Raw genomic sequence first — 13904 nt, 5'->3', positions numbered from 1 at the left:
TGCTCTTTATAAGTGAAGCATTTATAAGGAATTCGTGGTTTTGGGACATTCGGCCCCGCAACCGGTTCAGCCTGTTTCGGCCAAGGTGCGCAGTTTAGCGTGACAGACGCGAAATTCGAGGCTGTTTTTCAAAACAGGTGCATTAAACGCACCTGATTTTGGGCCTGCTCTGTCAGCGGCTTGACAGCATCGGCTATGATAGCGGCTTTGTTTTGTCAGGCCCGTGTCCCGGCCGCGCACTGTACGTTCAAGGATCCTATGAGCAAGCCCACTGTCGACCCTACCTCGAATTCCAAGACCGGCCCTGTTACGCCGGTCAATTTCCTGCGCCCGATCATCCAGGCGGATCTGGACTCGGGTAAGCACACGCAGATCGTCACCCGTTTCCCGCCTGAGCCCAACGGCTACCTGCACATCGGCCACGCCAAGTCGATCTGTGTGAACTTCGGCCTGGCCCAGGAGTTCGGCGGCGTCACTCACCTGCGTTTCGACGACACCAACCCGGCCAAGGAAGACCAGGAATACATCGACGCGATCGAAAGCGACGTCAAGTGGCTGGGCTTCGAATGGTCCGGCGAAGTGCGCTACGCCTCGCAATACTTCGACCAGTTGCACGACTGGGCGGTGGAGCTGATCAAGGCCGGCAAGGCCTACGTCGACGACCTGACCCCCGAGCAGGCCAAGGAATACCGTGGCAGCCTGACCGAGCCGGGCAAGAACAGCCCGTTCCGCGACCGTTCGGTGGAAGAGAACCTGGACTGGTTCGCCCGCATGCGCGCCGGTGAGTTCCCGGACGGCGCCCGTGTGCTGCGCGCGAAGATCGACATGGCCTCGCCGAACATGAACCTGCGCGACCCGATCATGTACCGCATCCGCCACGCCCATCACCACCAGACGGGCGACAAGTGGTGCATCTATCCGAACTACGACTTCACCCACGGTCAGTCGGACGCCATCGAAGGCATCACCCATTCGATCTGCACCCTGGAGTTCGAAAGCCATCGTCCGCTGTACGAGTGGTTCCTCGAGCACCTGCCGGTGCCGGCCAACCCGCGCCAGTACGAGTTCAGCCGCCTGAACCTGAACTACACCATCACCAGCAAGCGCAAGCTCAAGCAGTTGGTTGACGAGAAACACGTCAATGGCTGGGACGACCCGCGCATGTCCACGCTGTCGGGCTTCCGTCGCCGTGGCTACACGCCTGTGTCGATCCGCAACTTCTGCGAGATGGTCGGCACCAACCGCTCCGACGGCGTGGTCGACTACGGCATGCTCGAATTCAGCATCCGCCAAGACCTCGATGCGAACGCCCCGCGCGCCATGTGCGTGCTGCGCCCGTTGAAAGTCGTGATCACCAACTACCCGGAAGACAAGGTCGACAACCTCGAACTGCCACGTCATCCGCAGAAAGAAGAACTCGGCGTGCGCAAACTGCCGTTCGCCCGGGAAATCTACATCGATCGCGACGACTTCATGGAAGAGCCGCCAAAAGGCTACAAGCGCCTGGAGCCGGCCGGTGAAGTGCGTCTGCGCGGCAGCTACGTGATCCGTGCCGACGAAGCGATCAAGGACGCCGACGGCAATATCGTCGAGCTGCGTTGCTCGTACGACCCGGACACCCTGGGCAAGAACCCGGAAGGTCGCAAGGTCAAAGGCGTGATCCACTGGGTGCCGGCGGCCGCCAGCGTCGAGTGCGAAGTGCGCCTGTACGATCGTCTGTTCCGCTCTCCGAACCCGGAGAAGGCCGAAGACAGCGCCAGTTTCCTGGACAACATCAACCCTGACTCACTGCAAGTGCTGACCGGTTGTCGTGCCGAACCCTCGCTGGGCGACGCACAGCCGGAAGACCGTTTCCAGTTCGAGCGCGAAGGCTACTTCGTCGCGGATATCAAGGACTCGAAACCGGGCGCGCCGGTATTCAACCGTACCGTGACCCTGCGTGATTCGTGGGGCCAGTGATCAAGTCTCAAGGAAACAACGTGCTTACGATCTACAACACGCTCACCAAGAGCAAAGAAGTCTTCAAGCCGCTGGATGGCAACAAGGTGCGTATGTACGTGTGCGGCATGACCGTGTACGACTTCTGCCACCTCGGCCACGGCCGCAGCATGGTCGCGTTCGACCTGGTGACCCGCTGGTTGCGGTTCAGCGGTTATGACCTGACCTATGTGCGCAACATCACCGACATCGACGACAAGATCATCAACCGGGCCAACGAGAACGGTGAGTCGTTCGAAGCGTTGACCGAGCGCATGATCGCCGCGATGCACGAAGACGAAGCGCGCCTGAACATCCAGAAGCCGGACATGGAACCGCGCGCCACGGATCACATTCCGGGCATGCACGCGATGATCCAGACCCTGATCGACAAGGGCTACGCTTACGCACCGGGCAATGGCGACGTGTACTACCGCGTTGCGAAGTTCATGGGCTACGGCAAGCTGTCGCGCAAGAAGATCGAAGACCTGCGCATCGGTGCGCGGATCGAGGTCGACGAGTCGAAGCAGGATCCGCTGGACTTCGTCCTGTGGAAAGCCGCCAAGCCGGGCGAGCCGAGCTGGGAATCGCCGTGGGGCGCCGGGCGTCCGGGCTGGCACATCGAGTGCTCGGTGATGTCCACCTGCTGCCTCGGCGAGACGTTCGACATTCATGGCGGCGGCAGCGACCTGGAGTTCCCGCACCACGAGAACGAAATCGCCCAGAGCGAAGCGGCCACCGGCAAGACCTACGCCAATGCGTGGATGCATTGCGGCATGATCCGTATCAATGGCGAGAAGATGTCCAAGTCCTTGAACAACTTCTTCACCATTCGCGACGTGCTCGACAAGTACCACCCGGAAGTCGTGCGTTACCTGCTGGTGTCGAGCCACTACCGCAGCGCGATCAACTACTCGGAAGACAACCTCAAGGACGCCAAGGGCGCTCTGGAGCGTTTCTACCACGCGTTGAAAGGCCTGCCGAGTGTGGCGCCGGCCGGTGGCGAGGCGTTCGTCGAGCGTTTCACCACCGTCATGAACGACGACTTCGGTACGCCGGAAGCCTGTGCGGTGCTGTTCGAGATGGTGCGTGAGATCAACCGTCTGCGCGAGAGCGATCTCGATGCGGCGGCCGGTCTGGCGGCGCGTCTGAAAGAGCTGGCGAGCGTGTTGGGTGTGCTGCAACTCGAAGCCGACGACTTCCTGCAAGCGGGCGCCGAAGGGCGCGTCGATGCCGCCGAAGTGGACGCGCTGATTGCCGCGCGCCTGGCGGCACGTGCCGGCAAGGACTGGGCCGAATCCGACCGTATCCGCGACCAGCTCACCGCCATGGGCGTGGTGCTGGAAGACGGCAAGGGCGGGACGACCTGGCGTCTGGCTGACTGATTGCTTGTCTGGCCAAAAAACAAAACCCGCCTTTGTGCGGGTTTTGTTTTTTTCAAAGTCAAAAGTCCTTAACCCTCTCCCTCGGGAGGGGCTGGGCGGGCGGCGTTCCGATGAGGGGAAGGCGGTTCACTCGATCCCAAACTGCCGCAACCGCTTGTAAAGGGTATTGCGACTGACCCCCAACCGCCGCGCCAGATGGGAAATATTCCCCCCGGCCGCCTGCAACTCCCGGCTCAACGCCTCGGCATCATTCAGATCAATCCCCAGTGGCTCTGCCGTCTCCACCGGCTCCATCTCCAGGTCGACAAAAAAGTCATCCGGCAGATGCTCAGGCCGCACCGGCTGCTCTTCGGCCATCGCCAGCGCCACCTGCATCACGCTGCTGACCTGACGCAGATTCCCCGGCCACGGATGACGGCCGAACAACTCCAGCACCTCCCGACTCAGCCCCGCCCATTGCGCAGGTTCGCGATGCTGTTCCCACAGCCGTTTGAACAATGCTTCCTTGTCACTGCGCTCGCGCAGCGGCGGCAATTCCAGGGTGAGCCCGCCGATGCGGTAATACAGATCCTCACGAAACCGCCCCAGTTGTACCTGTTCGCGCAGCGAGCGGTTGGTCGCCGAGATGATCCGCAGATCCACCGGGAACAACTCGCTGCTGCCCACCGGTTGCACGCAGCGCTCCTGCAATACCCGCAGCAGGCGGGCCTGGGTTGGCAGCGGCATGTCGCCGATTTCGTCGAGGAACAGCGTGCCTTTGTCCGCCTTGCGGATCAGTCCGATGCTGCCTTTCTGGTTGGCGCCGGTGAACGCGCCTTTCTCATAGCCGAACAGCTCGGACTCCACCAGTTCGGCGGGGATCGCCGCACAGTTCACCGCGATAAACGCCTGTTTGCTGCGGGAGCTCGCCTGATGCAGGGCTTTGACGAAGACTTCCTTGCCGACCCCGGTTTCGCCGTGGATCAGCAACGGAATGTCCTTCTCCAGCAAACGTTCGGCCTGGCGCACGGCTTTTTCCACGCGGCTGTCGCCAAAGTGCAGGGTATTGAGGCTGATCGTCGTCGAGGCCGGGGCTGTGGGCTCCGGAGCTTTTGGCTCCGTGAACACGCGTGCCTGGACCGGCGCCTGTTTCGGCCGTTTCAACAGGCATTGAAAGCGGTTGCGCCCGCAAGTCTGCAAGGCGAACGGCAGGCCGTCGGGCTGGTTGATCAACTCCAGCAACGACACTTTGAACAGACTCTCGATACTGACCCGCGACAGGCGCACACCGAGCAGGTTGTCCGCGCGGCGGTTGGCGGACAGCACCTGGCCGCTTTCATCGAAGATCAGCAGCCCGGCCCACTGGCTGTCGAGGTTGTTCAACCCGGTGTTGAACGTCAGTTGAAAGTGCTGACCGTGGAACAGGTTGAGGATCAGCCGGTTTTCCACGGTCTGGCTCATCATCTTGACCATGCCGAGGGTATGGGACGGCGGCAGGTAGCTGTCGCTGGACACGTCGAGCACGGCAATGACCTTGCGCTCGGCATCGAAAATCGGGGCGGCGGAACCGGTCATGAAGCGGTTGGCCTTGAGGAAGTGTTCATCGTGCTCGATATGCACCGCCTGCTCGCAGGCCAGTGCGGTGCCGATCGCGTTGGTGCCGCTGGAGCGCTCCATCCAGCTCGCCCCGGTCTTGAAGCCCCGCGCCAGGTTCGGCTCGATAAAGCGCTGGGTGCCCCATGACGTCAGCACCTGGCCCTGATTGTCGGCCAGCATGATCAGGCAATTGGAGTTGCTCAGGATGTTTTCGTAGTACGGCAGCACTTCCTGATGGGTGGTCTGCACCAGTGAGTGGTGGCTGTCGAGCAACCGCGCGATGCCGGCGGCGGGCAGTTGATCGAATGACGGCGTGCTTTGGTGATTGAGGCCGAAGGCGCGGCAACGGGACCAGGAGTCCTGGACGATGGCGTCATGGGAAAGCGGCGGGACAGGATCGGCCATGGCAGTCAGCCTCTGAAACAGCATTTTTATTGTTGTTATGCGATCACTGGCGGGAGCGGGCCAGCGGATCCGTGCAAAAAAGCATCGCTAGAGTGTTGTTCACTATTGTTCATTGTCAATCGTTGAACTGTTCAATTGTGTTCAGCAATGAAGGTGCATTCACCGCGTTTTCAGCGCTTTTCACGACAAATCAACGGCTTGGGATTTCTGGCACGAATGTCGCTCTGCTGAACACGTTGCTTGACTCCAATAATAAAAAGGCCGAGCCATGTCACTCACCCTGGAGCACGTCAGCCGTACCGTCGAGGGCCAGACCTGGATCGACGATGCGTGCCTGAAATTCGAACCCGGATCCTTCAACGTTTTGCTCGGGCGCACGCTGTCCGGCAAAACCAGTCTGATGCGCCTGATGGCCGGTCTGGACAAGCCCGACAGCGGCCGCGTCCTGATGAACGGCGTCGATGTCACCCAACGCCCGGTACGTTTGCGCAACGTGTCGATGGTCTATCAGCAGTTCATCAATTACCCGACCATGACGGTGTTCGAGAACATCGCCTCGCCACTGCGTCAGGCCGGGATCTCCAACGAGCAGATCCAGAGCAAGGTGCTGGAAACCGCGAAGATGCTGCGCATCGAGAAGTTCTTGAAGCGCTACCCGCTGGAACTGTCCGGCGGCCAGCAGCAGCGCACCGCCATGGCCCGGGCGCTGGTCAAGGATGCCGAACTGATCCTGTTCGACGAGCCACTGGTCAACCTCGACTACAAGCTGCGCGAAGAGCTGCGCCAGGAAATGCGCGAGCTGTTCAAGGCGCGCCACACCATCGCCATCTACGCCACCACCGAGCCCAATGAAGCCCTGGCGCTGGGCGGCACCACGACCATCCTCCACGAAGGCCGGGTGATCCAGAGCGGTGTTTCGACTGAGGTCTACAACCAGCCGCAAACGGTGCTGGCGGCAGAGCTGTTCTCCGAGCCGCCAATCAACCTGATGCCCGGGCGGATTGCCGGCAACGAAGTGAGTTTCGCCAACTTCGTACACTTTCCGCTGAACGTCGACCTGCGTCCGGTGGGCGAGGGCGAGTTCCGTTTCGGCGTGCGCCCGAGCCACATCTCGCTGGTGCCGAGCAACGACGACGACCTGGAACTGGCGGTGACCGTCGAAGTGGCGGAGATCAGCGGTTCGGAAACCTTCCTGCATGTGCGCAACGAGCATTTCCTGCTGGTGCTGCATTTGCCCGGTGTTCACGAATACGACGTCGATGCGCCGATCCGCATTTACATCCCGACCCATAAACTGTTTGTGTTCGATGCGCAGGGCCGTCTGGTGCAGGCACCGGGCCGGCGTATCGCGAGGGTTGCCTGATGGCCGAAATCCGTTTGCAGCACCTCGCCCACAGCTATACCAGTACCCCGAGCGGGCCTGAGGATTACGCGATCCGCGAAATGGATCACATCTGGGAGCAGGGCGGCGCTTTCGCGCTGCTCGGGCCGTCGGGTTGTGGCAAGTCGACCTTGCTCAACATCATTTCCGGCCTGCTCAGCCCGTCCCAGGGCCATGTGCTGTTCGACGGCAAAGCGGTCAACGACCTGTCGCCGGAGCAGCGCAACATCGCCCAGGTTTTCCAGTTTCCGGTGGTCTACGACACCATGACCGTGTTCGACAACCTGGCCTTCCCCCTGCGCAATCAGGGCATGGCCGAGGCGAAGGTCCACAGCAAGGTGCAGGAAATCGCCGAAGTCCTCGACCTGCAGAATCTGCTGAGCAAGAAGGCGCGCAACCTCACCGCCGACGAAAAACAGAAAGTCTCCATGGGCCGTGGCCTGGTGCGCGACGACGTCTCGGCGATTCTCTTCGACGAACCGCTGACGGTGATCGACCCGCACCTGAAGTGGAAGCTGCGGCGCAAGCTCAAGCAAATCCACGAGCAGTTCAACATCACCATGGTCTACGTCACCCACGATCAACTGGAAGCCTCGACCTTCGCCGACAAGATCGCGGTGATGTACGGCGGCCAGATCGTTCAGTTCGGCACGCCACGGGAGTTGTTCGAGCGGCCGAGCCACACCTTCGTCGGCTACTTCATCGGCAGCCCCGGCATGAACCTGATCGACGTGGTGCCGCAACCGGGCGGGGTGGGTTTCGCCTCGACCCATTTGCCGTTGTCCGACGCCTTGCAGCGCCATATCGAACACGGCCAGTGGAAAAATCTGAAGGTCGGCATCCGCCCCGAGTTCATCCATGTGTGGGATGAACCCCTCGATGACGCCCTGCGCGCGCGGGTCGTTCATGTCGAAGACCTCGGCACCTACAAGATCATGACCCTGGATCTCGACGGCGCGGTGCTGAAAGTGCGTCTGGCCGAAGACAAACCGGTGCCCCAGGGCACGGCGTACATCAGTTTTCCGGCGCAGTGGCTGATGGTCTATGCCGATGAGTTCCTGCTCGATACCACCACCGACCCTGAGGAGCGGCCATGAACAAGGTGCAGAACAACAAGGCCTGGTGGCTGGTGTTGCCGGTGTTCCTGCTGGTGGCGTTCAGTGCGGTGATCCCGATGATGACCGTGGTCAACTATTCGGTGCAGGACATCTTCGACCAGTCCAGCCGCTACTTCGTCGGTGCCGACTGGTACAAGCAGGTGCTGCTCGATCCGCGTCTGCACGACTCGTTGCTGCGCCAGTTCATCTACTCGGCGTGTGTGCTGCTGATCGAAATCCCGCTGGGCATCGCCATTGCCCTGACCATGCCAACCAAGGGCCGCTGGTCGTCGGTGGTGCTGATCGTCCTGGCGATTCCGCTGCTGATTCCGTGGAACGTGGTCGGCACCATCTGGCAGATCTTCGGCCGCGCCGACATCGGGCTGCTCGGTTCGAGCCTCAATGCCCTGGGCATCAGCTACAACTACGCGGCCAACACCATGGACGCCTGGGTCACGGTGCTGGTGATGGACGTGTGGCACTGGACCTCGCTGGTGGCGCTGCTGTGTTTCTCCGGGCTGCGGGCGATTCCCGATGTGTATTACCAGGCGGCGCGGATCGACCGGGCCTCGAACTGGGCGGTGTTCCGCCACATTCAGTTGCCCAAGCTCAAGAGCGTGTTGCTGATCGCGGTGATGCTGCGCTTCATGGACAGCTTCATGATCTACACCGAGCCGTTCGTGCTCACCGGCGGCGGGCCGGGCAACTCCACGACCTTCCTGAGTCAGACCCTGACCCAGATGGCCGTAGGCCAATTCGACCTGGGACCGGCGGCGGCATTCTCGCTGGTGTACTTCCTGATCATCCTGCTGGTGTCGTGGCTGTTCTATACCGCCATGACCCACAACGATGCCAATCGCTGAGGCCCGGCCATGAACAAGAAAAAGCTGATTCTGCTGCTGGTCTACATCCTGTTCCTGCTGGTGCCGATCTACTGGCTGCTGAACATGTCCTTCAAGAGCAACACCGAAATCCTCGGCGGGCTGACGCTGTTTCCCCAGGACTTCACCTTGAAAAACTACAAGGTGATCTTCACCGATCCGAGCTGGTACACCGGTTATCTCAACTCGCTGTACTACGTCAGCCTGAACACGGTGATTTCCCTGAGCGTGGCGTTGCCGGCGGCCTACGCCTTTTCGCGCTATCGCTTTCTCGGTGACAAGCACCTGTTCTTCTGGCTGCTGACCAACCGCATGGCACCACCGGCGGTGTTCCTGCTGCCGTTCTTCCAGTTGTATTCGTCGATCGGCCTGTTCGACACGCACATCGCGGTGGCGTTGGCGCACTGTCTGTTCAACGTGCCGCTGGCGGTGTGGATTCTTGAAGGCTTCATGTCCGGCGTACCCAAGGAAATCGACGAAACCGCCTACATCGACGGCTACAGTTTTCCCAAGTTCTTCGTGAAGATTTTCATCCCGCTGATCGGCTCCGGCATCGGTGTGACGGCGTTCTTCTGCTTCATGTTTTCCTGGGTCGAACTGTTGCTGGCGCGCACGCTGACCTCGGTCAATGCCAAGCCGATCGCGGCGGTGATGACCCGCACGGTGTCGGCCTCCGGCATCGACTGGGGCGTACTGGCGGCGGCGGGGGTGTTGACCATCCTGCCGGGCATGCTGGTGATCTGGTTTGTTCGCAACCATGTGGCCAAGGGCTTTGCCCTGGGCCGGGTATGAGGAACTGATGATGGAATGGATGAGCTGGACCGTCCCCACGGCCGCGTTTTTTGGTGTCATCGGTTTGATCCTGGTGGGCATGACCACCTGGGAACTGCGTTCGCCGAGCGTGTTGCGGCGAGGTTTTCTTCCGATTGCCACCACCCGTGGCGATCGCTTGTTTATCGGTCTTCTCGGCAGCGCCTACCTGCATTTGCTGGTAATCGGCGTCACCGACTGGAGCATCTGGGTTGCGTTCGCGTTGTCCCTGGTGTGGCTGTTGGCTGTGATGCGTTGGGGCTAGTCGAATCGCTCGGCAATCTTGCTCCGAAAACCTAACAGGAGGTCTCTATGTTCGATAAGAAAAATAAGCTGCGACATAGCATTTCATTGGCAGCCATGCTGGCACTCAGCGGTTTGAGCGCGTCCGCCTGGGCTGATGCCTACGAAGACGCCGCAAAAAAATGGATCGGCAGTGAATTCAAACCGTCGACCCTGACGGCCGATCAGCAGCTCGAAGAATTGAAGTGGTTCATTAAGGCCGCCGAACCGTTTCGCGGCATGGAAATCAAGGTCGTTTCCGAGACCCTGACCACTCACGAATACGAGTCGAAAGTGCTGGCCAAGGCCTTCACCGAAATCACCGGAATCAAGCTCACCCACGACCTGCTGCAGGAAGGCGACGTGGTGGAAAAAATGCAGACGGTGATGCAGTCGGACAAGAACATCTATGACGGCTGGGTCAACGACTCCGACTTGATCGGTACGCACTTTCGCTACGGCAAGACCGAGTCGATCACCGACCTGATGGCCAACGAAGGCAAGAACTTCACCTCGCCGACCCTCGACATCAAGGACTTCATCGGCATCTCGTTCACCACCGCGCCGGACGGCAAGATCTACCAGTTGCCCGACCAGCAGTTCGCCAACCTGTACTGGTTCCGCGCCGACTGGTTCGAGCGTGCCGACCTGAAAGCCAAGTTCAAGGAAAAGTATGGCTATGATCTGGGCGTCCCGGTGAACTGGTCGGCCTATGAAGACATCGCCAAGTTCTTCAGCGAAGACGTCAAGGAAATCGACGGCAAGCGTGTCTACGGGCACATGGACTACGGCAAGAAAGACCCGTCCCTGGGCTGGCGCTTCACCGATGCCTGGTTCTCCATGGCCGGTGGCGGTGACAAAGGCTTGCCCAACGGCTTGCCGGTGGACGAGTGGGGCATTCGCGTCGAGGACTGTCACCCGGTCGGCTCCAGCGTGACCCGTGGTGGCGACACCAACGGTCCGGCGGCAGTCTTCGCCACACAGAAATACGTCGACTGGCTCAAGGCCTATGCGCCACCGGAAGCGGCGGGCATGACCTTCTCCGAATCCGGTCCGGTACCGTCCCAGGGCAATATCGCCCAGCAGATATTCTGGTACACCGCGTTCACCGCCGACATGACCAAACCGGGGCTGCCGGTGGTCAATGCCGACGGCACGCCGAAATGGCGGATGGCGCCGTCGCCGCGTGGCCCGTACTGGGAAGAGGGGATGAAGCTCGGTTATCAGGACGTGGGTTCGTGGACGTTCATGAAGTCGACGCCTGAGAAACAGAAACTTGCGGCCTGGCTGTATGCGCAGTTCGTGACCTCGAAAACCGTGTCGCTGAAGAAAACCATCGTCGGCCTGACGCCGATTCGCGAGTCGGACATCAACTCGCAAGCCATGACCGACCTGGCACCGAAACTCGGCGGGCTGGTCGAGTTCTACCGCAGCCCGGCCCGCGTGCAGTGGACGCCGACCGGCACCAACGTGCCGGACTATCCACGTCTGGCGCAGCTGTGGTGGAGCCACATCGCCGAGGCGGCCAGCGGCGAGAAGACTCCGCAGCAGGCCCTCGATGGCCTGGCCAAGGATCAGGACGCGATCATGACCCGTCTCGAGCGCTCCAAGGCCCAGGCCGTTTGCGCACCGAAAATGAACCCGGAACGCGATGCGCAATACTGGTTCGACCAACCGGGCGCGCCAAAACCGAAACTGGCCAACGAGAAGCCGAAAGGCGAGACCGTGAGCTACAACGAACTGCTCAAGTCGTGGGAGGCGGCGCGCAAGTAAGCGTTGATTGGGGATGATAAACGGCACCGTGAGGTGCCGTTTTTTTGTGCCTGTCTTGGCCGGCCCCTTCGCGAGCCAGTCTTTTAATAAACTTCTGCTGAACGACAAGCGCCGCATTACCTTGCCATCCTCAGCCGATAAAACTGAAACAACTCAGTCTGCCCCGGTCGCGCCGCGACGCTGGATTCCAGTCGCAGGCCGAGCCGGGCCGCCAGCCAGTTGACGGCTAGCAACACCGGGGAGTGACCAAACACAAGTACCGTCCCGCCCGGTTCGACACAACCGATCAGGGATTCAAAGATTGTGTGGGCCTGCTGCCGTGTCAGCACCTCGGCATTCAGAAAACGCAGTATCAGCACATCGCAACGAACACCGCTGGTGTAGGCATCGCCGGCATCGAGCAGACGAAACTCGACTGGGGTTGCTGCATGCCAGTGCTTGGCATGTTCGATCATCGAAGCCGAGCGGTCCGTGCCCAGAAAGCGGCAGTCGGGCAGTGAGTGGGCCAGATGAGCGATGAACCTGCCCGTCGAGCAGGCCGGGTCATAAATCAATGCGCCGGCTGCGACAGTTGTCTGCAACAACCCGGCGCAATGCTCGCGCAAGTGCTGTTCTTGCGCATCCAGTTGCACCGCGAGGCCGTCATGGCAGTGCCAGAACCGGGGCGGGCAAACGGCTTCCTGGCCATCGGCGTCCAGCAACGGAAAGGGAAACTGGATTTCACTGTCAGGCCCTGCCAGCGCGCTTGCGAAGAACGCTGCTTTTGCCTCGGGCGAAACAGGGCGAAAGCAGATCGACAGGCCTTCGTTACTCCACTGCGATTGAACATGCGGCCCCAGCAGCATTGTGGGTTTGAGCACGCTGCTCGCTTGCCAGCGCTGGTGTCGATCCAGTTGCAGGACTTTGCGGCCAACCCAGGTGCGCCCATCCATGCACAGAAAAAACAGGTGATGAAGACCATTGCCCGGTGGTTCGACAAAGTAGCCGAAAGCCCCGGCCGTAAGGATGTGGGGAGACAGGTCACGGGCCAGCGTCAGTTCCCGGAGGTGGTCGATTTCCATGAACGGCTGGCTCATGCGACGCTCCTCTGCAGGCGGCGACCACGGGTCTGCGGGATGACCACGTTACCGCCAGAGACCACGAAGAAGCGTTCCAGTCCGGGGATCACCACGTTCAGCAGGGTTGTACCGAGTCGGGTTCGTTCCAGGATCGTCGCCCCCACTGTACGACCGTGACTCCGCACGTCTTGCAGCAGACGATAGACCTGCTCCTCCACCGGCAAGTCTTCGCTGCTATCGGGCAGTCTCACCTCATGTTGCGGGCACCGATCCAGCAAGACTCGCGGATCGAACCGGGCACAACGCAGCAGGCGCGGGAATGGCTGCAGGTGGCGCAGGGCGTTGTCCAGGGTTTGCCGATATTCCGGCTCTGCGGCAGCGAGCCGCAATTGCACCAGTTCGCTGAGCGCACGCCATGCAGCATGGCGTGCGTCAAGGGAGCAACCGCTGCCGAACACCCTTGGATGAGCGCCAGAGGCTGCCGAGAACGCCAGAAAGGTGCGTGCCAGGAATTCGCTGCTGATTTCCACCAGCACGATTTCGCTGCCGATTTCCTTCTCGGCGTCGGTCCACAATCGCCCCAGGCTGTCATCCTCATGCGGGCGCGCGACCCGTCGCAGGGGCGGGTGGTGTTCGTAGTAAAAATGCCTGAGCAGAAACAGCGACACGGCATCGCGCTCGATGCACTCGTTGGCCCCATGCAGCAGCGCTTCTTGGTAACTGGCGCCAATGGCGGTGCCGCTGTTGCTCGCGTAACGCTGCACGGCGCGATAGTCCACGGTGTCCTGTGGCAGGCGCGGAGGTGAACAGTTCGGTGCGATCAATGCCACCGGATAGGAAAAGATGTCGTGCCACAGCGGGCAGATGTAGGTTCGACAAGCGATGCGTGCGTCGGGCTGGGCGGTCATCCGTTGCAGCAGCGAGTCGTCGGCAAACATCGGCGTGTCGGTGAAATAGTGTGCCGCCTCGTAGTGGATATCGCGCGTACACAACGAGTCTGTCCAATAGTGTTCGAGTGCTTCGTAAAGTGCGCCCAAACGTGCCTGACCCGCATAGCCTTTGCCGGCACCACGGGCCAGTCGATTGTCGCTGCCGTGAAGGCTGGCTTGCACGGCTAGTACCTTGCTGCCGAGTGTGCGGGTCGTCGCCGTCAGACCGAGGCGCGAAAGCTCGGCGCGAATCCGTTGCTCCGCCTGATGTGCCGTCAGCTCGCGCTCGGCGATCCTTGTCTTGTCCATGAGTCCCTTCCTGTAAAGCCAACGGGGGCGCGAGGCCCCCGT

11 protein-coding genes are annotated in these 13904 nt (G+C 60.9%); 8 read left to right on the top strand and 3 right to left on the bottom strand.

Annotated elements, in window-relative coordinates; genetic code table 11:
• Positions 1-258: 258 nt before the first annotated feature.
• Together KVQ74_RS07745 and cysS are read left to right on the top strand one after the other, a co-directional pair.
• Positions 259-1959, top strand: a complete 1701-nt coding sequence (locus KVQ74_RS07745) for a glutamine--tRNA ligase/YqeY domain fusion protein (protein ID WP_217830496.1) — start codon at positions 259-261, stop codon at positions 1957-1959.
• A 20-nt stretch (positions 1960-1979) separates the two neighbouring features.
• Entirely contained in the window at positions 1980-3362 is a 1383-nt protein-coding gene (gene cysS, locus KVQ74_RS07740) for a cysteine--tRNA ligase (protein WP_217830495.1), read from the top strand.
• Positions 3363-3488: 126 nt separating this feature from the next.
• Here the strand turns inward: cysS and KVQ74_RS07735 are convergent, their stop codons facing one another.
• Positions 3489-5342, bottom strand: coding sequence for a sigma-54-dependent Fis family transcriptional regulator (locus KVQ74_RS07735; RefSeq protein ID WP_217830494.1), 1854 nt, complete (start codon positions 5340-5342; stop codon positions 3489-3491).
• A 268-nt stretch (positions 5343-5610) separates the two neighbouring features.
• On the opposite strand from KVQ74_RS07735, the gene KVQ74_RS07730 reads away from it, so the two are divergent.
• The 6 genes from KVQ74_RS07730 to KVQ74_RS07705 are packed head-to-tail and all read left to right on the top strand — an operon-like array spanning position 5611 to position 11566.
• Positions 5611-6705, top strand: coding sequence for an ABC transporter ATP-binding protein (locus KVQ74_RS07730; protein WP_217830493.1), 1095 nt, complete (start codon positions 5611-5613; stop codon positions 6703-6705).
• Positions 6705-7820 carry an ABC transporter ATP-binding protein gene (locus KVQ74_RS07725; RefSeq protein ID WP_217830492.1) on the top strand — a complete coding sequence of 372 codons (1116 nt, stop codon included), beginning with the start codon at positions 6705-6707 and terminating at the stop codon, positions 7818-7820. The genes KVQ74_RS07730 and KVQ74_RS07725 overlap by 1 nt, the downstream gene beginning before the upstream one ends.
• On the top strand, positions 7817-8683 hold the full coding sequence (locus KVQ74_RS07720; protein ID WP_217830491.1) for a carbohydrate ABC transporter permease: 867 nt from the start codon (positions 7817-7819) through the stop codon (positions 8681-8683). Before KVQ74_RS07725 ends, KVQ74_RS07720 begins: the two co-directional genes overlap by 4 nt.
• 9 nt (positions 8684-8692) lie before the next feature.
• Positions 8693-9493, top strand: a complete 801-nt coding sequence (locus KVQ74_RS07715) for a carbohydrate ABC transporter permease (protein WP_217830490.1) — start codon at positions 8693-8695, stop codon at positions 9491-9493.
• 10 nt (positions 9494-9503) lie between these two features.
• Positions 9504-9776: a DUF2160 domain-containing protein gene (locus tag KVQ74_RS07710; protein WP_056854889.1), complete on the top strand. Its 273-nt coding sequence runs from the start codon at positions 9504-9506 to the stop codon at positions 9774-9776.
• A gap of 47 nt (positions 9777-9823) precedes the next feature.
• Entirely contained in the window at positions 9824-11566 is a 1743-nt protein-coding gene (locus tag KVQ74_RS07705; protein WP_217830489.1) for an ABC transporter substrate-binding protein, read from the top strand.
• A 116-nt stretch (positions 11567-11682) separates the two neighbouring features.
• Here KVQ74_RS07705 and KVQ74_RS07700 read toward each other — a convergent pair whose 3' ends face one another.
• Positions 11683-12642 (bottom strand): class I SAM-dependent methyltransferase, encoded by a 960-nt coding sequence (locus tag KVQ74_RS07700; RefSeq protein WP_217830488.1) that lies wholly within the window; start codon positions 12640-12642, stop codon positions 11683-11685.
• Positions 12639-13862 (bottom strand): YcaO-like family protein, encoded by a 1224-nt coding sequence (locus tag KVQ74_RS07695; RefSeq protein WP_217830487.1) that lies wholly within the window; start codon positions 13860-13862, stop codon positions 12639-12641. The genes KVQ74_RS07700 and KVQ74_RS07695 overlap by 4 nt, the downstream gene beginning before the upstream one ends.
• Positions 13863-13904: the final 42 nt, after the last annotated feature.

It is taken from the genome of Pseudomonas botevensis, assembly GCF_019145475.1.
Classification (GTDB): Bacteria; Pseudomonadota; Gammaproteobacteria; order Pseudomonadales; family Pseudomonadaceae; genus Aquipseudomonas; species Aquipseudomonas botevensis.
Note: the sequence above shows the minus strand (reverse complement) of the source record. Positions and strands in the feature narration are given on the sequence as shown.